This is a genomic window from Microbacterium sp. LWO12-1.2 (genome assembly GCF_040675875.1).
Lineage (GTDB): Bacteria > Actinomycetota > Actinomycetes > Actinomycetales > Microbacteriaceae > Microbacterium.
Genome location: NZ_JBEGII010000001.1, coordinates 2,634,956 through 2,657,690 on the forward strand (window position 1 = coordinate 2,634,956; position 22,735 = coordinate 2,657,690).

The 22,735-nt window shown below is 68.7% G+C and carries 21 protein-coding genes; 9 read left to right on the plus strand and 12 right to left on the minus strand.

What is annotated here, in order from left to right:
* Positions 1-259 precede the first annotated feature (259 nt).
* Positions 260-1,036, plus strand: coding sequence for a hypothetical protein (locus tag MRBLWO12_RS12690; protein WP_363555970.1), 777 nt, complete (start codon positions 260-262; stop codon positions 1,034-1,036).
* Positions 1,037-1,161: 125 nt separating this feature from the next.
* On the opposite strand, the gene cydC is transcribed toward MRBLWO12_RS12690, so the two are convergent.
* The 5 genes from cydC to MRBLWO12_RS12715 all read right to left on the minus strand — a co-directional run bounded on the left by cydC (position 1,162) and on the right by MRBLWO12_RS12715 (position 7,755).
* Positions 1,162-2,832, minus strand: a complete 1,671-nt coding sequence (cydC, locus tag MRBLWO12_RS12695) for a thiol reductant ABC exporter subunit CydC (RefSeq protein ID WP_363555972.1) — start codon at positions 2,830-2,832, stop codon at positions 1,162-1,164.
* Positions 2,829-4,565 carry a thiol reductant ABC exporter subunit CydD gene (cydD, locus tag MRBLWO12_RS12700; RefSeq protein WP_363555974.1) on the minus strand — a complete coding sequence of 579 codons (1,737 nt, stop codon included), beginning with the start codon at positions 4,563-4,565 and terminating at the stop codon, positions 2,829-2,831. Before cydD ends, cydC begins: the two co-directional genes overlap by 4 nt.
* Complete coding sequence (gene cydB, locus MRBLWO12_RS12705) at positions 4,562-5,590, minus strand: cytochrome d ubiquinol oxidase subunit II (protein WP_363555976.1); 1,029 nt, start codon at positions 5,588-5,590, stop codon at positions 4,562-4,564. The genes cydD and cydB overlap by 4 nt, the downstream gene beginning before the upstream one ends.
* 14 nt (positions 5,591-5,604) lie before the next feature.
* Entirely contained in the window at positions 5,605-7,020 is a 1,416-nt protein-coding gene (locus MRBLWO12_RS12710; protein WP_363555978.1) for a cytochrome ubiquinol oxidase subunit I, read from the minus strand.
* Between the two features lie 90 nt (positions 7,021-7,110).
* On the minus strand, positions 7,111-7,755 hold the full coding sequence (locus tag MRBLWO12_RS12715; RefSeq protein ID WP_363555980.1) for a helix-turn-helix transcriptional regulator: 645 nt from the start codon (positions 7,753-7,755) through the stop codon (positions 7,111-7,113).
* Between the two features lie 100 nt (positions 7,756-7,855).
* Here MRBLWO12_RS12715 and radA point away from each other — a divergent pair, with 100 nt between their 5' ends.
* Entirely contained in the window at positions 7,856-9,223 is a 1,368-nt protein-coding gene (gene radA / locus MRBLWO12_RS12720) for a DNA repair protein RadA (RefSeq protein WP_363555982.1), read from the plus strand.
* Positions 9,224-9,316: 93 nt separating this feature from the next.
* On the opposite strand, the gene MRBLWO12_RS12725 is transcribed toward radA, so the two are convergent.
* The 4 genes from MRBLWO12_RS12725 to MRBLWO12_RS12740 form a co-directional block, all read right to left on the minus strand.
* Complete coding sequence (locus tag MRBLWO12_RS12725) at positions 9,317-9,727, minus strand: dehydrogenase (protein WP_363555984.1); 411 nt, start codon at positions 9,725-9,727, stop codon at positions 9,317-9,319.
* Positions 9,728-10,073: 346 nt separating this feature from the next.
* A complete protein-coding gene (locus MRBLWO12_RS12730; protein ID WP_363555985.1) occupies positions 10,074-10,724 on the minus strand; it encodes a hypothetical protein in 651 nt (216 codons plus the stop codon).
* Between the two features lie 9 nt (positions 10,725-10,733).
* Positions 10,734-11,237: an amino-acid N-acetyltransferase gene (locus MRBLWO12_RS12735; RefSeq protein ID WP_363555987.1), complete on the minus strand. Its 504-nt coding sequence runs from the start codon at positions 11,235-11,237 to the stop codon at positions 10,734-10,736.
* 95 nt (positions 11,238-11,332) lie between these two features.
* A complete protein-coding gene (locus MRBLWO12_RS12740) occupies positions 11,333-13,861 on the minus strand; it encodes an ATP-dependent Clp protease ATP-binding subunit (protein ID WP_363555989.1) in 2,529 nt (842 codons plus the stop codon).
* A gap of 232 nt (positions 13,862-14,093) precedes the next feature.
* On the opposite strand from MRBLWO12_RS12740, the gene MRBLWO12_RS12745 reads away from it, so the two are divergent.
* From MRBLWO12_RS12745 to MRBLWO12_RS12760, 4 genes are read left to right on the plus strand one after another with little or no spacing between them, the layout of a single operon-like run.
* Positions 14,094-14,711: a hypothetical protein gene (locus MRBLWO12_RS12745; RefSeq protein ID WP_363555990.1), complete on the plus strand. Its 618-nt coding sequence runs from the start codon at positions 14,094-14,096 to the stop codon at positions 14,709-14,711.
* A complete protein-coding gene (locus tag MRBLWO12_RS12750; RefSeq protein ID WP_363555992.1) occupies positions 14,711-15,352 on the plus strand; it encodes a hypothetical protein in 642 nt (213 codons plus the stop codon). Before MRBLWO12_RS12745 ends, MRBLWO12_RS12750 begins: the two co-directional genes overlap by 1 nt.
* Positions 15,352-16,098, plus strand: coding sequence for a hypothetical protein (locus MRBLWO12_RS12755; RefSeq protein WP_363555993.1), 747 nt, complete (start codon positions 15,352-15,354; stop codon positions 16,096-16,098). The genes MRBLWO12_RS12750 and MRBLWO12_RS12755 overlap by 1 nt, the downstream gene beginning before the upstream one ends.
* The gene (locus MRBLWO12_RS12760; protein ID WP_141870679.1) at positions 16,095-16,331 is read left to right on the plus strand and encodes a helix-turn-helix domain-containing protein; all 237 of its coding nucleotides are present in this window, start codon (positions 16,095-16,097) and stop codon (positions 16,329-16,331) included. The genes MRBLWO12_RS12755 and MRBLWO12_RS12760 overlap by 4 nt, the downstream gene beginning before the upstream one ends.
* Positions 16,332-16,337: 6 nt before the next feature.
* On the opposite strand, the gene MRBLWO12_RS12765 is transcribed toward MRBLWO12_RS12760, so the two are convergent.
* A complete protein-coding gene (locus MRBLWO12_RS12765; protein WP_363555995.1) occupies positions 16,338-16,739 on the minus strand; it encodes a YbjQ family protein in 402 nt (133 codons plus the stop codon).
* Between the two features lie 94 nt (positions 16,740-16,833).
* Here MRBLWO12_RS12765 and MRBLWO12_RS12770 point away from each other — a divergent pair, with 94 nt between their 5' ends.
* A complete protein-coding gene (locus tag MRBLWO12_RS12770) occupies positions 16,834-18,252 on the plus strand; it encodes a dicarboxylate/amino acid:cation symporter (RefSeq protein ID WP_363555997.1) in 1,419 nt (472 codons plus the stop codon).
* 223 nt (positions 18,253-18,475) lie between these two features.
* On the opposite strand, the gene MRBLWO12_RS12775 is transcribed toward MRBLWO12_RS12770, so the two are convergent.
* Positions 18,476-20,206: a cation:proton antiporter gene (locus MRBLWO12_RS12775; RefSeq protein ID WP_363555999.1), complete on the minus strand. Its 1,731-nt coding sequence runs from the start codon at positions 20,204-20,206 to the stop codon at positions 18,476-18,478.
* Between the two features lie 52 nt (positions 20,207-20,258).
* Between MRBLWO12_RS12775 and MRBLWO12_RS12780 the strand changes: the two genes are divergently transcribed.
* Both MRBLWO12_RS12780 and MRBLWO12_RS12785 read left to right on the plus strand, forming a co-directional pair.
* The gene (locus tag MRBLWO12_RS12780; protein WP_363556001.1) at positions 20,259-21,308 is read left to right on the plus strand and encodes an LLM class flavin-dependent oxidoreductase; all 1,050 of its coding nucleotides are present in this window, start codon (positions 20,259-20,261) and stop codon (positions 21,306-21,308) included.
* Positions 21,309-21,533: 225 nt separating this feature from the next.
* Positions 21,534-21,743 (plus strand): methyltransferase, encoded by a 210-nt coding sequence (locus MRBLWO12_RS12785; RefSeq protein WP_363556003.1) that lies wholly within the window; start codon positions 21,534-21,536, stop codon positions 21,741-21,743.
* A 25-nt stretch (positions 21,744-21,768) separates the two neighbouring features.
* On the opposite strand, the gene pheA is transcribed toward MRBLWO12_RS12785, so the two are convergent.
* Positions 21,769-22,719, minus strand: a complete 951-nt coding sequence (gene pheA, locus MRBLWO12_RS12790) for a prephenate dehydratase (RefSeq protein ID WP_363556005.1) — start codon at positions 22,717-22,719, stop codon at positions 21,769-21,771.
* Between the last annotated feature and the right edge of the window lie 16 nt (positions 22,720-22,735).

The window sequence follows — 22,735 nt, forward strand, 5'->3', positions numbered from 1 at the left end:
CGCGGATCCCGGGGATCGGGCAAATCCCGCCCGCCTGCCGGGCGTGTCGCCCGGTTTTCCGGGCTCTCCTTCACCCGCCTCCGCGCCCACCCGCGCGTACGGACAGCGCGCACGCGCCCTGGCCCCCTCACGGACCCGCTCCGTCCGCTCCCGCATACGGGAGACCTCTTCCCGATGGTTATCCACGGCCTCGCACCCCTGGGCACCCCCGGGCCTCGCGGTTAGGATGGCCTAAGCACCCGAAGGAAGGATGCGCACCATGGGCTTCATCACCTCCGCAGCGCTGGCAGAGACCGGCTACGTCGTCCTGGATGACCACGACCAGGCGGCCGACCCCGCAGAGTGGCTCGATCTGGAGTACGTCGGTTGGCGGTCCTCCGGCATCACCCGCTTCGCGCCCCTGGCCAGCTACGCGGGTGACATCGAGTGCAACGGGTTCTGGAACCACACCCCGCCGCGCACCGACAAGGACGGCGTCTGGGTTCCCTCCCAGGTCGCGATCGCTCCGGTCCTCCACGCGCGCGCACTGGAGCCCGGGGCCACGGTCGGGCGCTGCCGCGTGATCGAGCTGCAGCCGAACGACTACGCGGACGCCATCTACAACCTCCACCAGGACGACAACAACCGTCTGAACGATGAGGGCACCGGGTGGGTGGTGCGCGGGTACTACAACCTGACCGATGATCCCGACTCCATGCTCATCCTTCGTTCCGATCGGTTCGACCCGGCGACCGAGATCCGGCTGGCGCTGCGAGCGGGCACGCGCATCATCGTCGACACGCAGCGCTTCTGGCATGCGGTGTGGCACCGAGGGGTGGCTCCCCGATACGCGCTCATCACGTCCTGGACCTCCGGCCCCGAGCTCGACGCGTACATCGCCGCGAACCACGGCGACCCGCATCCGCCGACCGTCGAACTCGACGCCCAGTTCGTCGACGACGCCCAGGTCGAGCTGCACCGCCGTATCGAGGAGCGCCGCCGCGCGTTCGAGGCGCAGGGCATCGTGATGCAGCCGCCCACCCCGCTCTACGGCTGAGCGCCCGCGCGCGCTCCTCTTTCCCGTCACGCGCACCTGCACACGGCGAGGGGTCACGACACGCCCCACCCGGCAACACGCCCGCGGCGTGTCTTGACCCCTCACGCACGTACGAAGCGAGCGGCTCAGACCGTACGGCCGGCCTCGATCCGCACGACGCGGTCGACGGTCCCGATCGGAGGGGCGACGTGCGAGATGAGCAGCACCGACTGCTCTCCTGCGGCCTCCAGCAGGTCGCCCAGCAGGGCATCGGATGCCGCGGGGTCGACTCCCGCGGTCGGCTCATCGAGCACCAGCACCGGGAATCCGCGCAGCAGCGCCCGCGCCAACGCGATGCGCTGCGCCTGCCCGCCCGACACCAGCGCTCCCCGGTCTCCGACGCGTGCGTCCAACCCGCCCCGCTCGCGCACCCAGTCTCCGAGCCCGACCCGGGCGAGCACGGCGTCCAGCTCGCCATCGCTCGCGGTCTCGCGCGCGAACAGCAGGTTCTGACGGATGTCCTCGTCGAACAGCTGAGGGCTCTGCTCGCACAGGCCGATCGTGCGCCGCAGCTGCGGCCCCGACAGCTCAGCCGCGCTCACGCCGTCGAGCGTGTACTCGCCCTCCACCCGCAGGAAGCCGACGAGCGCCGCCGCGAGCGAGCTCTTGCCGGCACCGCTGGGACCGGAGACGAGCACCCGTTCGCCCGGACGCAGGTCGAGATCGACACCCCGCAGCCCCGGTGCTCCCCCGGGCCAGGTGACGTGCACATCGCGCAACCGCAGCGTCGGCGTTCCCTCGAGAGCTGCATCCGCGCCCCGGTCGTCGCGGAGCTGTTCCGGCATCCGCTCCGGGAGCACATCGACGATGCGCTCGGCGCTGGCGCGCACGCTCCGCCACGATGCGGCTGCGATCGGCACGGCCCCGAACACCTCGAACACGACCATCGGCACCAGCACGGCCACCGCCAGCCAGGGGCCGTCGATCGCCCCTGTCACCAATCCGGGGGCGGCACCGGCCAGTGCCCAGACCGACGCCGCGCCCGCGACCGCCGAGACGACGCCGGCGGCCACGGCCTGCGCGAGCGACGCTCGGCCCACGACCCGGCGCAGGGCGGCATCCGCCGCGGTGATCCGGGCGCGGGCTTGCTCCTCGGCACCGTAGGCCAGCAGCACGTCGAGGCTTCCGAGGTAGTCGACGAGCGCGGCGGACAGCTCGGCCCGGCGCGCGGAGACGAGTGCCTCAGCCCTGGACCCGAACAGCCACCCCATCCCCACGGCCGCCGCCGCGGCGACCAGCAGGCATACGGCGAGGGTCAGCGCGGCGGTCGGCGAGACGAAGGCGATGAACCCGACAGCTCCGACGGCGACCAGGCCCGACACCGCGAGCGGCTGCACCACCCGCAACGGGAGGTTCTGCAGATTGTCGACGTCATCGACCAGAGCCGACAGCACGTGACCGCGATCGGTCGCGCCGAGCCCGGCCGGCGAGAGCGGGATGAGCCGGCGCACCATGTCGGCGCGGGTCGTGGCCAGCTGACGCAGTGCGGCGTCGTGTCCGCTCAGCCGCTCGAGGTAGCGCAGCACGGCGCGCGAGACAGCGAAGAAGCGCACGCCCACGACCGCGATCGACAGCGGCACGAGCGAGTCGACGATCGAGGCGCTCACGATCAGCCACCCGCTCACCGCGAGCAGGCTGACCGCCGCTCCGGCCGACAGTGCGCCCCATAGCAACCCGGGCAGGAAGCGGCGCAGCGGTGGCTGGGCGAGCTGCAGCACGGAGCGCACCCGTGCGCGACGGGATTCGACGACGCTCATACGCTCACCCCCAGCGCGATGACCTGGTCGGCGATCTCCCGCGCGGACCGGCGGTGCGAGACCAGCACGATCGTAGCGCCGGCATCCGCTCGCTCCCGCAGCGTCGTCCACAGCCGCGCCTCGGTCTCGGGGTCGAGAGCGCTGGAGGGTTCGTCGAGCGCGAGCACACGTCGGAGATCCCGCGCGTGCCGGTAGAGCGCCCTGGCCACGGCGACCCGCTGGGCCTGTCCGCCCGAGAGCCCCGCTCCCTGCACGCCGAGCTCGAGAGCAGGATCGATGGTCTCCGCGCACGCGGCGTCGAGCGCCGTGCGGATACCGACGGCATCCGGGGCAGGGTCACCGAGCGCGACATTGGCTCCGACCGTTCCGCGCAGGAGCCCCGGTGCTTGTCCGGCCCAGGCGAGCCAGGCGGCCGGGTCGAGCTGCCGCACGTCGCGGCCGCGGGAGAGGGCGGAACCCTCGAATGCCGCCGCACCCCGCAGCGCCGCGAGCAGACTCGACTTCCCCGCCCCGCTGGGACCCTCGATCAGCGTGATCGTTCCCTGCTCGGCGGTGAAGGAGACGCGAGGCAGGTCACGGACGCGCAGTCCCTCGACGACGAGCGCCGCACCGGCATCCGCCGCGGCATCCGCATCCGCCGTCTGCAGGATCGATGGCCGAGTGCAGGAGGAATCACCGGTGTTTGCTCCTGCAGATGGCGGATGCTCCTGCAGATAGGCACCCCCACCGGACCCACCGGACCCACCGGCGCCACCGGACGCACCGACAACCGGTGCCGACGACACCTCCCCTGCCTCATCCAGCACGGCGAAGATGTCCTCGGTCGCGGCGACGCCCTCAGCGGCGGCGTGGAACTGCACGCCGACCTGCCGGATCGGGAGGAAGGCCTCGGGCGCGAGCAGCAGCACGAACAGCCCCACCTCGAGCGACAGGTCACCGGACAGCAGCCGGAACCCGACGGACACCGCGATCAGCGCGACCGCGAGCGAGGCGAGCAGCTCCATCGCGAAGCCGGACAGGAACGAGAACCGCAGCACCTTCATGGTCTCGCGGCGGTACTCGTCGGCCGTCGACTCGATCCGGTCGGCGGCGCGCTGCTCGCGTCCGAACAGCCGCAGCGTCGCGAGGCCCTGCACCGTGTCGGCGAATCGCACGGCGAGCCGCTGCAGCGTGTGCCACTGCTTCTGCTGCACGGTGCGGGTCGCGATGCCGATCAGGATCAGGAACAGCGGGATCAGCGGCAGTGTGATGGCCGCGGTCAGTCCGCTCGGCCAGTCCTGCCACCACATCACCGCGAGCACCACGGGCGTCGCGATCACGGTCAGCACCAGTTGCGGGATGTAGCGCGCGAAGTAGGAGTCGAGCGCCTCCAGCCCGTGCCCCGCGGTGACGGCCAGAGCCGTGCGGTTGCGCTGCGCGAGCCAGCCGGGGCCGAGGCGGCCGACGGCGCGGATCAACGCGGCACGCAGCTGCATCCCGGTCTTCGCGGCCGCGCGGGTGCCCGCCGCATCCGACGCCGCGATCAGCAGTCCGCGCAGCAGCGCCACCGCGAGCAGCCACAGCAGGGATGCCGTGACATCGCGCCCCGCGAGCGCGCCGGTGACGGCATCCGTCAGCAGCCAGGCGAACACGATGACGACCGCGGTCTGGGCCACGCCGATCAGCGCGGATGCCACGAGGAACCCCCTCGCGGCACCCGCGTAGCGCAGCAGTCTCGGATCGACGGGTTTCACGCGTGCGCCGGAGCCCCCTCGATGGAGCTGCGGCTGACGCGCTTGCGGAAGACCCAGTACGTCCAGGTCTGGTAGGCGATCACGAGCGGCAGCGCGATCAGCGCGGTCCAGCTCATGATCTGCAGCGTGTACGGAGTGCTCGACGCGTTCGCGATCGTGAGGCTGTAGGCCGGGTCGATGGTCGAGGGCATCACGAACGGGAACAGCGCGGAGAACAGCATGACCACCGCGAACAGCACTGTGAGCATCCCGGAGAAGAACGCCCAGCCGTCGCGCCGAGCGAGCGAGAACCCGACAGCGGTGATGAGGCTGACCGCCGCGAGCGTCCCGGTGCCGATGACCAGCCAGAGCAGTGGAGCTTCCCGGCCCATCGCGATCGCGACCGTCCAGATCACGGTGGCCGCTGCGGCGAGGATCGTCGGGATCGCGGCCTTCTTCGCCAGCTTCTGCGCGTCCTCGTGCACCTGACCGTCGGTCTTGAGCGCGACGAACAGCACCCCGTGCAGGAAGAACAGCAGCAGCGTGGTGACGCCGACCACCAGCGCGTACGGGTTCAGCAGCGCGAAGAAGCCGCCCACGTAGATGTGGTTCTCATCCAGCGCGACCCCCTGCACGATGTTGCCGAAGGCGACGCCCCACAGCAGCGCCGGCACGGCGGAGCCGATGACGATCATCCGGTCGAAGCCCGCCTTCCACTTCGCGCTCTCGCGCTGGTGGCGGTACTCGAACGAGACGCCGCGCAGGATCAGCGCGAGCAGGATCAACAGCAGCGGCAGGTAGAAGCCGCTGAACAGCGTCGCATACCACTCGGGGAACGACGCGAACAGGCATGCGCCCGCCACGATGACCCAGGTCTCGTTGAGGTCCCAGACCGGACCGATCGTGTTGATGACCTGTCGGCGCGACACGTCGTTCTTGCCGAGGAACGGCAACGACATCCCGACGCCGAAGTCGAACCCGTCGAGTACGAAGTAGCCCACGAAGAGGAAGGCGACGATCCAGAACCAGAGTGTTGCGAGATCCATGATGTCCCTTCCTCTCAGTACACGACCGACGGCAGCTGGGCCGTCTCGTCGTGGGGTTGCTCGGTGGTGTCCGGGCCCTTCTGCGCGGCCTTGATGATGAGGCGGATCTCGACCACGGCCAGCGCGGCGTAGATCGCGGTGAACGCGATCAGCGAGATCAGCGCCTCGAGGCCGGAGACTCCCGGCGAGACGCCGTCCTGCGTGGTCATGAGGCCGAACACGATCCAGGGCTGCCTGCCCATCTCGGTGAAGACCCAGCCCATGATGTTGGCGACGAGTGCGAGCGGGAACGACCAGATCGCGAGCTTCCACATCCACTGCGCCGGGGGCTTCTTGGCGCCCTTGCGGGTGAGCCACAGGCCGACCACGGCGACCAGCGCTGCGGCCATTCCCAGGCCGATCATCCAGCGGAACGCCCAGTACGTGATCCACAGCACCGGTGCGAAGTCGGTGAGCCCGGTGGCTGCGTAGGTCTGGCTGTACTCGGCGTTCAGGTCGTTGATGCCGTGCACACACGCGTCGAGCGTGTGCGTCGACAACAGCGACAGCAGATACGGCACGCGGATCGAGAAGAGTTCGGAGCTGCCGTCAGGCGTGCCGAGCGTGAAGAGGCTGAAGGAGGCGTCGGGTCCGCAGACCGTGTTGAACGTGGCCTCGGCTGCGGCCATCTTCATGGGTTGCGCGTCGTACATCGCGAGACCGAGCTGGTCGCCCGTCAGCACGACGCCGGCGGTCGAGACGATCATCGCCCAGAGCCCGAACTTCAGCGAGATGCGCATGGTGTCGAAGTGCTGGCCACGCGAGAGGTGCCAGGCGGAGACCGAGATGACGACACCGGCGGCGAACATCAGCGCGCCGAAGATCGTGTGCGGGAACGCGGCGAGGGCGACAGGGTTGGTCAGCAGCGCCCAGAAGTCGGTGAGCTCGGCACGGTTGGTCACGGGGTTGTACGTGTAGCCGACCGGGTTCTGCATGAACGCGTTGGCGGCGATGATGAAGTACGCCGAGAGGATGCTGCCGATCGAGACGCACCAGATCGTGGCGAGGTGCAGCTTCTGCGGGAGCTTGTCCCATCCGAAGATCCACAGACCGATGAAGGTCGCCTCGAAGAAGAAGGCGAGCAGTCCCTCGAACGCGAGCGGGGCACCGAACACGTCGCCAACGAAGCGGGAGTAGTCCGACCAGTTCATGCCGAACTGGAACTCCTGCACGATGCCGGTGACGACACCCATCGCGAAGTTGATCAGGAAGATCTTGCCGAAGAAGCGGGTCAGGTGCAGGTACTGCACCTTGCCGGTGCGCACCCACGCCGTCTGGAAGATCGCGGCGACCAGCGCCATCCCGATCGTCAGCGGCACGAACAGGTAGTGGTACACGGTCGTCAACCCGAATTGCCATCGGGAAAGGACCAGGGGGTCGAGCCATTCCATGGGCCACTCCTCTTTCTCAGCCTGCAGCCACGCTAACGGCGAGCCCGCCGCCGCCGTGGGGCTGCGGGCCGTGAATAAGACAGATGTCGCCTAGGCGGCGGTCATCTCCGTCAGTCGCAGCTGCACGGTGCAATCCGCCGGGAGGGCGGAGGTGCGTACGGCCTCGGCAGCGAGCGGCCCACCGGCTTCGGTGAGCACCCCCTGCATGAGACCGAGGTGCACGGTGCACAGCATCGGACGGTCTTCGGCGCGGCCCGCGGCATGCGGGCAGGGGCTGAGGTCGACTGTGAGCTGCTCGTCATCGACGACGGGCTCGAAGCCGCTCTCCTCCAAGTGTTCGATCAGGGCATCCAGCTGATAGGTCGCGTCACGACCCAGAGCGGATGCCGACGCGGGCAGCACCCGGCGCAGCAGGTCTCCGCGGCGCGCAGCCGCCGTGACCTTGTCGCGGGCGATGGGACTCGAGGCATCGGCGGCACCGGTCGCCGCGCTGTACAGCGTGCGCGGGCGGCCGCGGGTGGTGCGATGCTCGGTGGCCTGGATGACGTAGCCGCCCTCGATCAGACGCTGCAGGTGCTCGCGGATCGTGTTGGGGTGCAGTCCCGTCGCCTCGCAGAGCTCGCCGATCGTGCGCTCGGGTCGCGTCTGCGCTGCGCTCGCTTCGAAGAGCAGGTGCAGGAGCTGCACACGCGAGAACGTCGAGATCGGCCCGCAGATGGGCCCGGCATTGGCCATGACTCCATTATGGCCAGGGCTTCGTCGCGTGCAGAGCCATTCGGCCGTGAATAATGCCTCGGCCGATAGGGATGTCAGATGCCGCCGATAGCCTGGGAGCATGGCCACCCGAAAACCCGCTCCCCCGGCGTACGTCTGCACCGAATGCGGGTGGACGACCGCCAAGTGGGTCGGCCGTTGCGGCGAGTGCCAGCAGTGGGGAACCGTGCAGGAGCAGGCCGCCAAGACCGGGATCCTGCAGCGCGTCACGGCGCTCGCCCCGACCTCCGACCGTGCGGCGCGACCGATCACGCAGATCACCACGCTCGACGCCCCTCGGCGCACGAGCGGCGTCGGAGAGTTCGACCGCGTGCTCGGCGGCGGCATCGTGCCCGGTGCGGCGATCCTGCTCAGCGGCGAACCCGGCGTGGGCAAGTCGACGCTGCTGCTCGAGGTCGCAGCGCAAGCGGCGCGCGCCGGTCGGCGCGTGCTCTATGCGAGCGCCGAGGAGTCCCAGGCCCAGGTGCGGCTGCGCGGAGAGCGCACCGGAGCGCTGCACGACGAGCTCTATCTGGCCAGCGAGACCGACCTCGCCACGATCCTGGGGCACATCGACGAGGTGCAGCCCCAGCTCGTGATCGTCGACTCGGTGCAGACCGTGTCGTCCTCGTTGATCGACGGCGCCGCCGGGCAGCCCAGTCAGGTCCGCGAAGTGGCATCGGCCCTGATCCGGGTCGCGAAGGAACGCGGACTCCCCGTCATCCTCGTCGGCCACGTCACGAAGGACGGGCAGGTCGCCGGCCCCCGGGTGCTGGAGCATCTGGTCGACGTCGTGTGCCACTTCGAGGGTGATCGTCAGACGTCACTGCGCTTCATCCGCGCGCTCAAGAACCGCTACGGCCCCACCGACGAGGTCGGCTGCTTCGAGATGGCGGGCGACGGCATCTCCGAGGTCCCGGATCCGTCGGGCCTCTTCCTTTCGCAGGGTGCCACAGAGCCTGGCACATGCGTGGCGATATCGCTCGAGGGTCGGCGTGCGCTCCCGGTCGAGGTACAGGCGCTCACGGTTCCGAGCACCTCCCCGAACCCGCGCCGCATCGTGCACGGCGTCGACTCCTCCCGCGTGGCGATGGTCCTCGCGATCCTCGAGAAGCGGGCACGCATCCCCACGGGACAGCTCGACGTCTACGTCTCCACCGTCGGCGGCGTGCGATTCACCGAGCCTGCGGCCGACCTCGCCATCGCGGTCGCGGTCGCGGGGTCGATCCAGCAGTTCTCGGTGCCACGCTCGGTCGCCGCGGTCGGCGAGCTGAGCCTCGCCGGCGAGATCCGCCCCGTGACGCAGGCGGCGCAGCGGCGTTCGGAGGCGGCACGTCTGGGCTACGAACGCGTCGTCGACGACCGCTCGAAGTCGCTGCGCGCCGCGCTCGATGATGTACGTGCGCACAAGCCGGGGCTGCGGGCCGTCCCCGATCTCCCACCGTTCTGAGCAGAACCCTCGGTCCCTGAGCTGACCCCTCGGTCCCTGAGCCGACCCCTGGGTCCCTGAGCCGACCCCTGGGTCCCTGAGCTTGTCGAAGGGCTAAGCGTCGAGGGCCTGCAGCAGGTCAGCGGGAGCCGCCTGCATCGGATGCGGCCCTGCGATGTCGAGGAACACCGTGGTGATCGGATGCGCGGCGAGGAACTTGCGCAGCCAGGCGGCGTCGTAGATCCCCACACCCGGAGGCAGATTGGCCGGCTTGTTCACGGCGTCGCTGAACAGCAGCAGTGCGAGGTCACCGGTCTCACGATCGCGATACGTCCACACCTCGCCGCTGTCGAGCGGATTGTCGCGGGCACCGGGCGCGATGAGCGGAACCACGGTGGTGCCGTTGCGGAGTGCCAGCGCGACCGCGGCGATGTCCTGCTTCTCGAGCGCCTGCGCGAGCGCCTCGGAGCGGAACTCCTCGGGGGCGGGCTTCTTCTTCGCGGACTTCGCCTTCTTCGCTGCCATGCCTCCAGCTTAGGCACCGGAAAGGGCACGCACGCCGGATGGGAGCGGAGACGATTGGGGCCCTCTCGAGTCCCACATTGGGGACTGGGGTACTCGAGAGGGCCCTCGGACTCTCGAGCGGCGATGTCGAAGCGCTGGGGACGCTGTAGTTCGACGCCACTGGGGATGGCATGTGCCGCATGATCCCGAGAGCCATCCCAATGGTATCCCAAAGAATGGGAACTGTCAGCCCCCCTCTGCCCAATAGCAGTAAAATCAGACCCTTCCGAACAGAAAACCGGCGTACGCACCGATATTCGAAGGTATGACAGTAGATTCGCTTCGAACTGTCCCAGAATCTTCGAGGTCAGTACAGCAGTATCTGCTTCGTGGTGAGACCCGTGAAGCCGCCGATCGCCACTTCGACGTGATACGAGGCCCCGCCACCAGGGGCTCGCTGGCGATTCTCCTGCGCGCAGGTCTCGACGCTCGAGCGCGTGCGATCCCACGTCACCGGGTCCTTGCTCGTGACCGTGGTTCCAGCTTTGAGCGTCACGATCATGCTGCTCGGGTTCTCCTGGCAGTCCGTCGAGCGCCACCAGACGTCGGTTCCACTCATCACCGTAAACGTCTGCGTGGTCGACCCGACATCCATCGTGCAGTCGGTCGCGCTCTTGTTCGTCAGCGAGATCGACAGCTTCGGCAGCACCCCGGCCGCGTAGGTGTCGGCATCGGTGACCGCGGCGACCTCGACGTCCTTCGCCGTGCACGCGACGATCGCGGGAGTCGCCGGCGCCGTGGGATCCGGCGAGGGCGACTCGGCGTCGGAGGACGGCGTCTCAGACGGAGTCCCGCTCGCCGAGGTGGTCGGCGCCGATGTGGGCTGATCGGCTCCCTGCGCCCACGGCTGGGCGATCACGAGCCACACCCCGATGCCGATCGCGGCGAGGAGCAGGATGAGTCCGCCGAGAAGGACCACCCGACGCCGGCGGTAGACAGCTGCAGAGGGGCGGACCATCCCTCCAGGTTAGTTGAGCTGCCTGATCATCCGGGTGTTGCCGAGCGTGTTCGGCTTCACATGGGCGAGGTCGAGGAACTCCTCGACACCCGCGTCACCGCTGCGCAGCAGTTGCGAGTACACGTCGGGGTCGACGACCTGCTCCCCGATCGGCGTGTATCCGCGGCGCCCGAAGAAGTCGACCTCGAAAGTCAGGCAGAACAACCGCGACAGTCCGAGAGTCGCGGCATTGGTCTCGAGCCGGTCCACGATCGCGCGGCCGACTCCATGGTGCAGCCAGTCGTCGCGCACCAGGAGCGTGCGCACCTCGCCGAGGTCCTCCCAGATCACGTGCAGGGCACCGCAGCCGATCAACTCGCCGTCGGCCTCCGCGACCACGAACTCCTGCACGGAGCCGTAGAGCACGGCCAGGTCCTTGCCGAGCAGGATGCGCTGCTCGACCATCGGCTGCAGAAGGTTCCGGATCCCGATGATGTCGGCGCTGCGCGCCGGTCGGACGATGTACTCGCTCACCCCTCCACCCTAGAACCCGCAGCTGGTAGATCGACGAAGGGCGGATGCCGCAGCATCCGCCCTTCGTGTGATCCTGGTCTGTCGACCGGCTCAGGTCACTCTCCGCTGGCGACCGCCAGGTCGGGAGTGGCCGTGATCTCGCCACCGGTGTTCACGCCGACGGAGACCTGCTCGCCACGCGGACCGTGCTCGAACTGGAACTCGCCGTCCTGGAGGTCCACCTTGACGTGGTCTCCCGCGTTCAGCTCGCCGTGCAGGATCTTCTCGGACAGGCGGTCCTCGACCTCGTGCTGCATCGCGCGACGCAGCGGTCGGGCACCGAGTGCCGGGTCGAAGCCGATCTCGATCAGACGCTCCTTGGCAGCCTGCGACAGCTCGATCGTCATGTCACGGTCGAGCAGACGCTCGCTGAGGCGCTTCGTGAACAGGTCCACGATCTGCACCAGCTCGTCCTTCGACAGCTGCGGGAAAACGATGATGTCGTCGACACGGTTCAGGAACTCGGGCTTGAAGTTGCGCTTGAGCTCCTCGTTGACCTTGCCCTTCATCCGCTCGTAGGTCGTGGAGTTGCTGCCCTCGACCTGGAAGCCGACCGGACCACCGGCGATGTCACGCGCACCGAGGTTGGTCGTCATGATGATGACGGTGTTCTTGAAGTCGATCACGCGACCCTGGCCGTCGGTCAGACGACCCTCTTCCAGGATCTGCAGGAGCGAGTTGAAGATGTCCGGGTGCGCCTTCTCGATCTCATCGAAGAGCACGACACTGAACGGCTTGCGGCGCACCTTCTCGGTGAGCTGGCCGCCCTCTTCGAATCCGACGAATCCGGGAGGGGCACCGAACAGACGCGAGACGGTGTGCTTCTCACCGAACTCGCTCATGTCGAGCGAGATGAGCGCGGCCTCGTCGTCGAACAGGAACTCGGCGAGCGCCTTGGCCAGCTCGGTCTTTCCGACACCCGTGGGGCCGGCGAAGATGAACGAGCCCGATGGACGCTTCGGGTCCTTCAGACCGGCACGCTGGCGACGGATCGTCTTGGAGAGGGCGGCGATCGCCTCCTCCTGACCGATGACGCGCTGGTGCAGGGCCTTCTCCATGAAGACGAGTCGGCTGGACTCCTCCTCCGTGAGCTTGAAGACCGGGATACCGGTGGCCTGTGCGAGCACCTCGGCGATCAGGCCCTCGTCGACGACCGCTGCGGTCGCGACGTCACCCGAGCGCCACTGCTTCTCGAGGCGCAGGCGCTCGGCGAGGAGGTTCTTCTCCTCGTCGCGCAGCGATGCGGCCTTCTCGAAGTCCTGCTCCTCGGAGGCGATCTCCTTCTGCTCGCGGACCTTGGCGATCTTCTCGTCGAACTCGCGCAGCTCCGGCGGGCTCGACAGGATCGACAGACGCAGGCGGGCGCCGGCCTCGTCGATCAGGTCGATGGCCTTGTCGGGCAGGAAGCGGTCCGAGACGTACCGGTCGGCGAGGTTCGCCGCCGCCACGATCGCGCCGTCCGTGATCTGCACCTTGTGGTGAGCCTCGTAGCGGTCGCGCAGCCCCTTGAGGATGTTGATCGCGTGGGGCAGGCTCGGCTCTGCGACCTGGATCGGCTGGAAGCGGCGCTCGAGCGCAGCATCCTTCTCGAAGTGCTTGCGGTACTCGTCGAGCGTGGTCGCGCCGATCGTCTGCAGCTCGCCACGGGCGAGGAGCGGCTTCAGGATGCTGGCGGCGTCGATCGCGCCTTCGGCGGCACCCGCACCCACGAGGGTGTGGATCTCGTCGATGAAGACGATGATGTCGCCACGCGTGCGGATCTCCTTGGTGACCTTCTTCAGGCGCTCCTCGAAGTCACCGCGGTAGCGGGAACCGGCGATGAGCGAGCCGAGGTCGAGCGAGTAGAGCTGCTTGTCCTTCAGCGTCTCGGGCACATCGCCCTTGACGATGGCCTGCGCGAGACCCTCGACGACGGCGGTCTTGCCGACGCCGGGCTCACCGATCAGGACGGGGTTGTTCTTGGAGCGGCGAGACAGGATCTGCATGACTCGCTCGATCTCCTTCTCGCGACCGATGACCGGGTCGAGCTTGTTGTCGCGCGCGGCCTGCGTCAGGTTGCGCCCGAACTGGTCGAGCACCGCGGAGCCGCCCTGCGTTCCGGCGGGCGAGTCGTTGCTCTGCGCGCCGACGGCGGCGGGCTCGCGGCCCGGAGCACCGGAGAGCAGCTGGATGACCTGCTGGCGGACCTTGTTCAGGTCGGCGCCGAGCTTGACCAGGACCTGCGCGGCGACACCCTCACCCTCGCGGATGAGACCGAGCAGGATGTGCTCGGTGCCGATGTAGTTGTGGCCGAGCTGCAGTGCCTCGCGGAGGCTGAGCTCGAGCACCTTCTTGGCGCGGGGGGTGAAGGGGATGTGGCCGGTCGGCTGCTGCTGACCCTGGCCGATGATGTCCTGCACCTGCTCGCGCACGGCGTCGAGCGAGATGCCGAGGGACTCGAGCGCCTTGGCTGCGACACCCTCGCCCTCGTGAATGAGGCCGAGCAGGATGTGCTCGGTACCGATGTAGTTGTGGTTGAGCATCTTCGCCTCTTCTTGGGCGAGGACGACCACACGACGGGCTCGGTCCGTGAATCTCTCGAACATGCTGTGACTCCTTATTCGCACGGGGCGAAGCGCTGACGCCGATGACGTTCTCTGCGCCTGTACATCGAGAGTAACCACCGCGCAGGGCAGGTATGCCCGTGTTCGCCGTCGGCGGAGTGGGGCCACCGCGGGCGGGCTGACGGGGCCCGCGCGGCGTCGGGGGTTGACGGACTTATCGATTGTCGTTACCTTATCGTTTATCGCTAATAACGATCATCGATAAGGAGCGATCATGACCTCGACGAAACAGGGCACGCTGTCCCGCGGCGACGCCAGCGCGCTCATCGCCTTCTGCATCGCCGGAGTGGCGATCGCGGCGTACATCACAGTCTTCTCGATCATCCGCATCCTCGAACTCGCCAGTGGCACGATGATCCCGGTGATGGTCGAGTTCGTCGACCAGCCGGTCGAGGCCCCGCTCGGCGCGGGCGGTGCGAACATCACCCTCGCGCTGGACTCGGCGATCCTCACCGCCCCCTCACTGCCGGGGGTCGCGATCGGAGCGGGCATCCTCGGACAGCTCGCCCAGATCGTCACGATCGTGGTGGTGATCGGATGCCTGATGCTGCTGGCACGCGGCATCCTGACCGGCACCGTGTTCAGCCGACGCAACACGTGGCTCGTGATGGTCGCCGGCATCGTCGGACTGGTCGGCTTCGCTGCCGTGCGGTTCTTCGAGAACATGCTGGCCAACGCTGCCGTCTCGGCGGTGACCGACAACGCGCTGAACAACGCGGTGATGAGCGTCGAGCCGTTCACGTTCATCCTGGCCGCCTTCATCATCTCGGTCATCGGCACCGCGTTCGTGATCGGTGACCGACTGCAGCGCGAGACGGAAGGACTCGTCTGATGCCTTCCACTCCCACCAGGACCGCCCGTTCGCAGACCGCGGATGCCATCACGGTGCTGCTGTTCGGCGCCGCCGCGCTGGTCGTCGTCGCGATCAGTACCGTCCTGCGCACCCTCGGCACCTTCCGCGACCAGGGGATCGCGTGGTACGTCCCGATCGACGAGCAGCCGATCAGCGCCACTGCGGACTCCGGAGCCATCACGGTCGACGGCATCGCCCAGCAGGTGATGGTGTTCGCGACCGACGTGGACCCGCTCTCGACCGCGGCGATCATCGGCTCCCTCATTCTGTGGACGCTCGCCCCGCTCATCGTGATCCTCGGCGTCATGCTCGTGGCATGGAACCTCCTCCGCGGCCGCTTCTTCGTGCGGGGGAACGCGCGGGCCTTCGACGCGATCGGTTGGACGCTCGTACTCGCGCCGATGCTGATCGTGATGCTCGAGAACAGAAGATTGAACGGTGTCACCGGGGCGATCGGACTCGGCCCCGGTGAGCCCGTGCATCCCCTCGAGTTCTGGTCGATCGTGCCCGTCTTCGCGACCGGTGTGGCGGTCGGACTGATCGCCAACGCGTTCCGCCAGGGCATCCGGCTGCAACAGGAGAAGAACGTGCTCGAGAAGGAAACGGAAGGACTCGTCTGATGCTCGGATTCACCGCAGACGACGTGTGGACGCCACTGCTGCAGATCGGAGTCGGCCTGGCGGTCATCGCCGCGATCATCGGGATCGTCGTGTGGCGCGGACGGCGTCGAGGCAGCAAGACCCTGGCGATCGACGCAGCGCTCACGGTCTCCGGATGGTGGGTCACCCTGTCGGTGCTCAGCGCGATCTTCATCGTCGTGAAGATCTTCGGAACGGACTGGGCGGAGATCGCCTCCGGATCGATCTGGGTTCCCTGGCCCTCCGAACTGCCGTGCAGCGACACGGACGAGGTGACCGCGGCAGTCCTGCAGTGCGGTGGAGGCTCGATCACGAACATCACCGTGGCCAACGCCTCGCTCGGGCTCAGGGCGCTGGCGGCAGCGGCCCAGCTCGCCACTCTCGCGTTCACCACGATGCCCGCCGCGATGATCATGGTCATCTGCTTCCAGACGCTGCGCGGGCGCACTTTCTCCCACACCGTGACCCGCGCGCTCACGGTCGGCGCCGTCGCCGTGCTCGTGTTCGGCGTCGCGTCGGACCTGCTGGGTGCGATCGCGGCGGCAGCCGGACTACGCGAGGTATTCCCGTCCGACAGCGAGTGGTACCCCGGCTTCTCCCTCAGCGTCACACCGCTGCCGTTCGCCTGCGCACTGGGCCTGATCGCCCTGGCTGCGGTGTTCCGCCAGGGACTCCGTCTGCAGCAGGAGAAGGAAGCACTGCTCAAGGACACGGAGGGCCTGGTGTGAGCCCTGCCGAGAACGACGACGAGCTCACCGGCATCCACTGCCGTCTCGACGAGCTGCTCGCCGAGCGCGGCATGACGCTGACCGAGCTGAGCGCCCGTGTCGGCGTCAGCATCGTGAACCTCTCGGTGCTCAAGAACGACCGTGCGCGCGCCATCCGCTACTCCACGCTGCGGGCGATCTGCGACGCGCTGGACTGCGAGGTCGGCGAGCTCCTGGTGCTCTCCGACCGCTGAAACCCGTCAGACGGCGTGAGGCGGCGGGGTCGGTGCAGCGGGGGCCGGCGCGAGCGGCTCCACGACGACCGCCGTGCCGTACGCGCAGATCTCGGTGAAGTTCTGGATCGAACCGGCATCGAACCGCATCGCGACGATCGCGTTGCCGCCGCGCTGCTGCGCCTGATCCCACATGCGCGCCATCACGACCTGCCGCGCCTCGTACATCACCTGCGTGTACTCGGGGATCTCGCCTCCCCCCAGAGAGCGGAAGCCCGCGGCGAAGCCCTGTCCGAAATCGGTCGAGCGCACCGTGAGACCCATCACCTCTCCCAGCACCTGGGTGATGCGGTAACCGGGGATGTCGTTCGTCGTCACCATGAACATGAGGCCATCGTGCCAGACACTCCCGCGACCGGCAGTCGTCATGGTTCGTCATCTCAGTCGCCGGAATGAAAACGCCCTCATAGCGTTGAGCGTTATGGCGTGCACTCGGCACGTCGCGATTCTGGAGTCCCCCACCATGAGCACTACCGTCCGCGCCCAGAAGGCGCCCGACACCCGCGGACCGATCCGGAAGCTGCTGACCTCGTTCGGCTTCCAGATCCTCGCAGCCCTCGTCCTCGGCGTCGCCGCCGGTCTCATCGGCCGCCAGCTCGGCGCCACCGCCGAGAACCCGAACGGACTGTCCGCGACCCTCGACACGATCGGCAGCTCCTACGTGACGCTGCTGCGCGCGGCCGTCGTCCCGCTGATCTTCACCGCGATCGTCGCGAGCATCTCGAACCTCCGCCGCGTGCAGAACGCTGCCCGCCTGGCCGGACAGACCCTGCTGTGGTTCGCGATCACCGCGTTCATCGCCGTGGTCATCGGCATCACGCTCGGCCTCGTCATCCAGCCGGGCTCCCGTGCGGGTGAAGGCCTGCAGACGGGCGACCCGTACACGGTCGGCACGTGGTGGAACTTCCTCCTCGGGCTCATCCCTCAGAACTTCCTCGGCCTCAGCGTCGGTACGCAGGTCGATCTCGAAGCCGGCACCGCAGCATCGAGCGTCAGCTTCAACATCCTGCAGGTCATCGTCGTCGCCGCGGCCGTGGGCATCGCCGCCCTCAAGGCCGGCAAGAAGGCGGAGCCGTTCCTGGCCTTCACCGAGTCGCTGCTCAAGGTCATCCAGCGGGTGCTGTGGTGGATCATCCGCATCGCACCGATCGGCACCTTCGGCCTGATCGGTGCCGCGGTCATCAAGTACGGCTGGGAGAAGCTCGCCGCGCTCGGCTGGTTCGCGATCGCGATCTACATCGGTCTCGCGCTGGTGCTGTTCGTCGTCTACCCGATCCTGGTCAAGACGCATGGACTGTCGATCAAGCAGTACTTCTCCGGTGTGTGGCCGGCCGTGCAGCTCGCCTTCGTCAGCCGCTCGTCGATCGGCACCCTGCCGCTCACGGAGCGCGTGACCGAGCGCAACCTGGGCGTGCCCCGCTCCTACGCCTCGTTCGCCGTGCCGTTCGGTGCGACCACGAAGATGGACGGCTGCGCCGCGATCTACCCGGCCATCGCCGCGATCTTCGTCGCGCAGTTCTTCGGCATCGAACTGAACTTCGTGCAGTACCTGCTGATCGTCATCGTCTCGGTCGTCGGTTCCGCCGCCACCGCCGGCACCACCGGCGCGATCGTGATGCTCACGCTCACGCTGTCGACCCTGGGTCTGCCGCTCGAGGGCGTCGGACTGCTGCTCGCGATCGACCCGATCCTCGACATGGGCCGCACCGCGGTCAACGTCGCGGGCCAGGCACTCGTGCCGACCATCGTCGCCAAGCGCGAGGGCATCCTGAACGAGGAGCTCTACAACGCTCCCCGCGAGGGCCTGCCGTTCGCGGATGACGCCGACGACGACACGGATGACGACGCCACCGCGGCCGCGGAGCCCGCAGCCGCGCGCTGACCCCGCACCCTCCTCCACGCGAGCGCCTCGCCCCCTCCCGGGGCGGGGCGCTCTCGCGTATGCCCGGGCCCGGCTCGCACGTGCGCCGAGACCCACCGGCCCCGCCGAGACCCACCGTCGCAGGCGTCTGGGGCGATGGGCCTCGGCGACGGTGATGGGTCTCGGCGGCGGTGGGCAGGTGCTGCGGATGCTGCGGCGGCGGCAGAGGCGGCGGTGCGCGGGGCTATGCCCGACCGGGCTGGCGGGTCGCGCCGCGGGTGTCGAGGGCGAGCTCCTCGGCATCCATCGCGGCGATCAGCTCGCGCATCAGCTCCTCGTCGAGCTCACCGGCGTCGCGCTCCTGCAGCAGGATCTCGCGCCGCACCTGCAGCCACCCCTTGGTCAACGCCACGAGGTCTTCGTACGACGGCCGAGGCACCGTGTCCTCGACCTCCTGGGCGGCATCGGTGTCCTTCTCCACACGACTCATGCGCTTCGTGAACGCATCGAACACGCTGAGGTCGACCGCCCCGTACTTCTCTTCCCACTCCACGCGCTTCTCGGCGAGATAGGCCTTGCCGGCCTCCCTGCTCTTCTCCCTCACCGCAGCGAGAGCACGCTCGTCGTCTTCGTGGTCGACGTCACCCTCGATGCCCAGGCTGCGGATGAGGAGCGGCAGCGTCAGCCCCTGAAACAGGAGCGTCCCGACCGTCACGATGAAGGCGACCACCACGATCGCGTGCGAGGCCTCGGTGTCGAGAGTCGCGAGGTCGGCCGCCGCGAGCGCGATGGCCAGGGTGACCACCCCTCGCATGCCGGCCCAGGAGATGACCGCACTGTCCTTCCACGTGAGCTGCAGTCCCGCCATCTGCTCCCGCACGATGTGGGTGCGCAGCTCATCCGCCGTGTACTTTCCCCACCGGCGGCTCCGGCGATGCCGCTTCTCGAACTCCCCCGACTCGACGCCACGGTCCCAGCGCTCGAGCCGCTTGCGGTCCTGGAAGTTCGCCCATGCGCTCGTGGGGTAGATGTAGAGGGGCCGCACGATCAGCACGACCAGCAGCACCGCGCCGGACAGCATCAGAATCTGCTCGACCGACTCGCTGCCCAGGTCACGCAGCACGCGCGGGAACTGCAGTCCGATGTATGCGAACACGAAGCTCTCCAGCAGCAGATCCGCCGAGAGCCACAGCGGCTTCTCCTGCTGTCGGGTCGTGTAGTCCGTGCGCGGGGAGTTGAATCCGACGTAGAGTCCCATCGCGACGACCGCGAGCACGCCCGAGCCGAGGAGGTGCTCCGCGATCGCGTAGGCGCCGAACGGGGCGAGCAGTCCGAAGGTGCCGATCACCACCGGGTCGCTGATGCGCATGCGCAGCTGGTGCAGCACGATGCCGAACACCAGGCCGATCACGACGCCGATCACCACGGCCAGCAGGAACTGTCCGACACCGCCCCAGACCGAGACCGTCGCACCGGCGAGGATCGCCGCGAACACCCGGTACAGCGTGAGCGAGGTCGCGTCGTTGATCAGGCTCTCTCCCGAGAGCACGGTCATGATGCGGCGGGGCAGCCCGAGCTTGCGTCCGATCGCCGCGGCTGACACCGCGTCGGGTGGTGCGACGATCGCGCCGAGCAGCATCGCACCGGGGAGCCCCAGCGAGGGCATGATCCACCACGCGGCGAAACCCACCGCGACAGCGGTGATCAGCACGAGCCAGATGCCCAGCCGACGGATCTGCGGCAGGCTGCGCTTGAAGCCGACGAACGAGACGTCGAGCGCGGCGGAGTAGAGCAGCGGCGGCAGCACCAGGCTGAGGAGCACGTGGCCATCGATGTCGAGATCAGGCACGAAGGGGAGGAAGGATGCCGCGAGCGCGACGACCGTCACCAGCAGAGGAGCCGGCCACCCGCGCCAGCGCGCGAACGCGGCGACGGCTACTGCTCCGACGAGGACGTAGAAGATCCCGGCTTCCATGCCTCCACGGTAGTGGGGAATGCGGCGCCCGGAACGTGCGTTGCAGAGGGGGATGTCCGATACAGCTCTCTCCGTCCTCGACCTCGTGCCGGTGCGCACCGGTCAGACCAGCACGGAGGCCATCGCCGCCTCCCTCGACCTCGCCGAGACCGCCGACCTTCTCGGCTATCGCCGCTACTGGTTCGCCGAGCACCACAACATGCCCGCCGTGGCATCCACCACTCCTCCGGTGCTGATCGCCGCTGCGGCGACCCGCACGAGCCGGATCCGTCTGGGTTCCGGCGGCGTCATGCTGCCCAACCACGCACCGCTGATCGTGGCGGAGCAGTTCGCGGCCCTCGAGGCCATCGCCCCCGGACGCATCGACCTCGGTCTCGGCCGCGCGCCCGGCAGCGACCCCGTCATCACGCAGCTGCTGCGCGGCTCCGGCACGACCAGCGACGTCGAGCAGTTCCCGCGGCACGTGCAGGACATCGCGGCCCTGCTCTCGGGTGACGGCGCGACCTTGCGCTTCACGTCGGGCGGCGAGTACATCGTGCGCGCGACCCCGTCCGCGACCGGGGTGCCCGAGGTCTGGCTGCTCGGATCCAGCGACTACTCCGCGCAGCTCGCGGCATCCCACGGCCTGCCGTACGTGTTCGCGAATCATTTCTCCGGCCAGGGTCTGGAGCGCGCGCTCGACCTGTATCGCACCGGCTACCAGCCGAGCGAGGAGCACCCGGAGCCGCGTACCTTCCTCACCGTCAATGTGGTGGCGTCGCCGACCGCCGAGGAGGCGGAGGCCCGCGCGCTCCCCCAGCTGCGGATGATGGCGCGGCTGCGCCTGAACAAGCCGCTCACCGCGCTGGAGACCGTGGAGGAGGCGATCGCCGCCGGCATCGCCGAAGCGGATGCCGCCACCGATCAGGTCGTGCAGGGCGCGCGGTCGCGCTGGTTCGTCGGCACCGGAGAGTCGGTCGCCGCCGAGGTACGCGACTTCGCCACGCGCTACGGGGTGGACGAGGTCATGGTCTCCCCCGTCGCCGGTGCGTACGAGGCCGAGCCGAAGTCATCCGCTGCGGGCCGCGCGCAGACGCTCGAACTCATCGCCGCCGCCCTCTAGCCCCGCCGCGCTGCGCCTGCGCCGCCGCCGCGCTGCGGCGCTGCCGCTGCGGCGCCGAGTGCACGACCTGGCGTCGAGTGCACGACCTGCTCACGTCGACATCCCGTGCACTCGGCGCGAAGCCGTGCACTCGGCGTCGACAGAGAGCGCTCGGCACCGCTGTCAAGGGGGCTGGTCATCGGGTCGGGACGGGCGTAGCCTCGGGACCGAGAGAGGGGTTCGACGATGAGCACCACCAAGACACTCGCACTCTGGGTCGCCTACGGCACGAACGGCGTGGTCGGCAGCATCCGCCACGATGACGAGGGGTATCAGGTCACGATGGCGGGAGCGGACGGGCCCGCGGGCACATACCCCAGCCTCGCCTCCGCGAAGGGGGCATTGCACGCGCGGATGCTTCCGGGCAGCGCCTGGCCGCTGTTCCAGGAGCACTGAGCTCCCGAGCGCTACCGGCGCGCGGTCACTCCGCGGGTTCGCCGCTGAGGATGCCGCGCAGCCAGTCGCGCGCCTCGACGAACACGTCGTCGGCGTAGCGCTCCGGGTAGTGCACGATCTGGCGGTCGGCGCGCGGGTAGGAACCGAGGAAGACCACGCGCGGGCTGAAGCGGCGGATGCCGAGCATGGCATCCGCCATCCGCTCGTGCTCGATGTGCCCGTCAGCGTCGATCACGAACCGGTACCGACCCAGCTCGTCGCCGATCGGCCGCGACTCGATGAGCGAGAGGTTGATGCCGCGGGTCGAGAACTGCTCGAGCATCTCGAGCAGCGACCCTGGGTGGTCGTGCGGGAGCTCGACGATCAGCGAGGTCTTGTCTGCCCCCGTCGGCGCTGGCGGCGTGGTCGTGCGGGTCACGAGCACGAAGCGCGTGACGGCCTGCGCGTTGTCGCCGATGTCGGAGGCGAGCACCTCGACGTCGTAGTGGTTCACGATTCCGGGGGCCGCGATCGCGGCCTGCGCGGGGAGCGTGCCGTCGAGCACCCCGATGGCCGAGGCCACGTTGCTCGCCGCCGGCACGTGCGAATGCGAGGGCACGTGCGCACCGAGCCAGCCGTGGCACTGGGCGTAGGCGACCGGATGCGCCGCGATGACCTGCACCTGATCGAGCGTGGTGCCGCGGGGTGCGACCAGCACGAAGTTGACCGGCACCAGGTACTCGCCGATGATGCGCAGGCCCGGGAGCGTCGCGAGAGCATCCTGCGTGGTGGAGACGCCACCCTCGATGGAGTTCTCGATCGCGATCATGGCCGCGAAACTGCGGCCCTCGAGCACATCGGCCAGCGCCTCGCCGACGTTGTGCACGGGACGCCACTGCTGACCCCGAGCCTCTGCGACCTGGTCGAGTGCCGCTTCCGTGAAGGTTCCGGCGGGGCCGAGATAGCTGTAGGTGCGGCGTTCAGTCACGCGTTTCACCTTAGCCCTCCCCGCG

Coding starts and splice junctions, on each gene's coding strand:
- MRBLWO12_RS12775 (WP_363555999.1), bottom strand. CDS start 20,206: ATGGAAGCCGGGATCTTCTACGTCCTCGTCGGAGCAGTAGCCGTCGCC.
- MRBLWO12_RS12750 (WP_363555992.1), top strand. CDS start 14,711: ATGCCTTCCACTCCCACCAGGACCGCCCGTTCGCAGACCGCGGATGCC.
- MRBLWO12_RS12715 (WP_363555980.1), bottom strand. CDS start 7,755: ATGGCCAATGCCGGGCCCATCTGCGGGCCGATCTCGACGTTCTCGCGT.
- MRBLWO12_RS12730 (WP_363555985.1), bottom strand. CDS start 10,724: ATGGTCCGCCCCTCTGCAGCTGTCTACCGCCGGCGTCGGGTGGTCCTT.
- MRBLWO12_RS12765 (WP_363555995.1), bottom strand. CDS start 16,739: ATGACGACTGCCGGTCGCGGGAGTGTCTGGCACGATGGCCTCATGTTC.
- cydB (WP_363555976.1), bottom strand. CDS start 5,590: ATGGATCTCGCAACACTCTGGTTCTGGATCGTCGCCTTCCTCTTCGTG.
- radA (WP_363555982.1), top strand. CDS start 7,856: ATGGCCACCCGAAAACCCGCTCCCCCGGCGTACGTCTGCACCGAATGC.
- MRBLWO12_RS12690 (WP_363555970.1), top strand. CDS start 260: ATGGGCTTCATCACCTCCGCAGCGCTGGCAGAGACCGGCTACGTCGTC.
- MRBLWO12_RS12745 (WP_363555990.1), top strand. CDS start 14,094: ATGACCTCGACGAAACAGGGCACGCTGTCCCGCGGCGACGCCAGCGCG.
- MRBLWO12_RS12725 (WP_363555984.1), bottom strand. CDS start 9,727: ATGGCAGCGAAGAAGGCGAAGTCCGCGAAGAAGAAGCCCGCCCCCGAG.
- MRBLWO12_RS12755 (WP_363555993.1), top strand. CDS start 15,352: ATGCTCGGATTCACCGCAGACGACGTGTGGACGCCACTGCTGCAGATC.
- MRBLWO12_RS12770 (WP_363555997.1), top strand. CDS start 16,834: ATGAGCACTACCGTCCGCGCCCAGAAGGCGCCCGACACCCGCGGACCG.
- MRBLWO12_RS12740 (WP_363555989.1), bottom strand. CDS start 13,861: ATGTTCGAGAGATTCACGGACCGAGCCCGTCGTGTGGTCGTCCTCGCC.
- cydC (WP_363555972.1), bottom strand. CDS start 2,832: ATGAGCGTCGTCGAATCCCGTCGCGCACGGGTGCGCTCCGTGCTGCAG.
- MRBLWO12_RS12780 (WP_363556001.1), top strand. CDS start 20,259: ATGTCCGATACAGCTCTCTCCGTCCTCGACCTCGTGCCGGTGCGCACC.
- MRBLWO12_RS12785 (WP_363556003.1), top strand. CDS start 21,534: ATGAGCACCACCAAGACACTCGCACTCTGGGTCGCCTACGGCACGAAC.
- MRBLWO12_RS12710 (WP_363555978.1), bottom strand. CDS start 7,020: ATGGAATGGCTCGACCCCCTGGTCCTTTCCCGATGGCAATTCGGGTTG.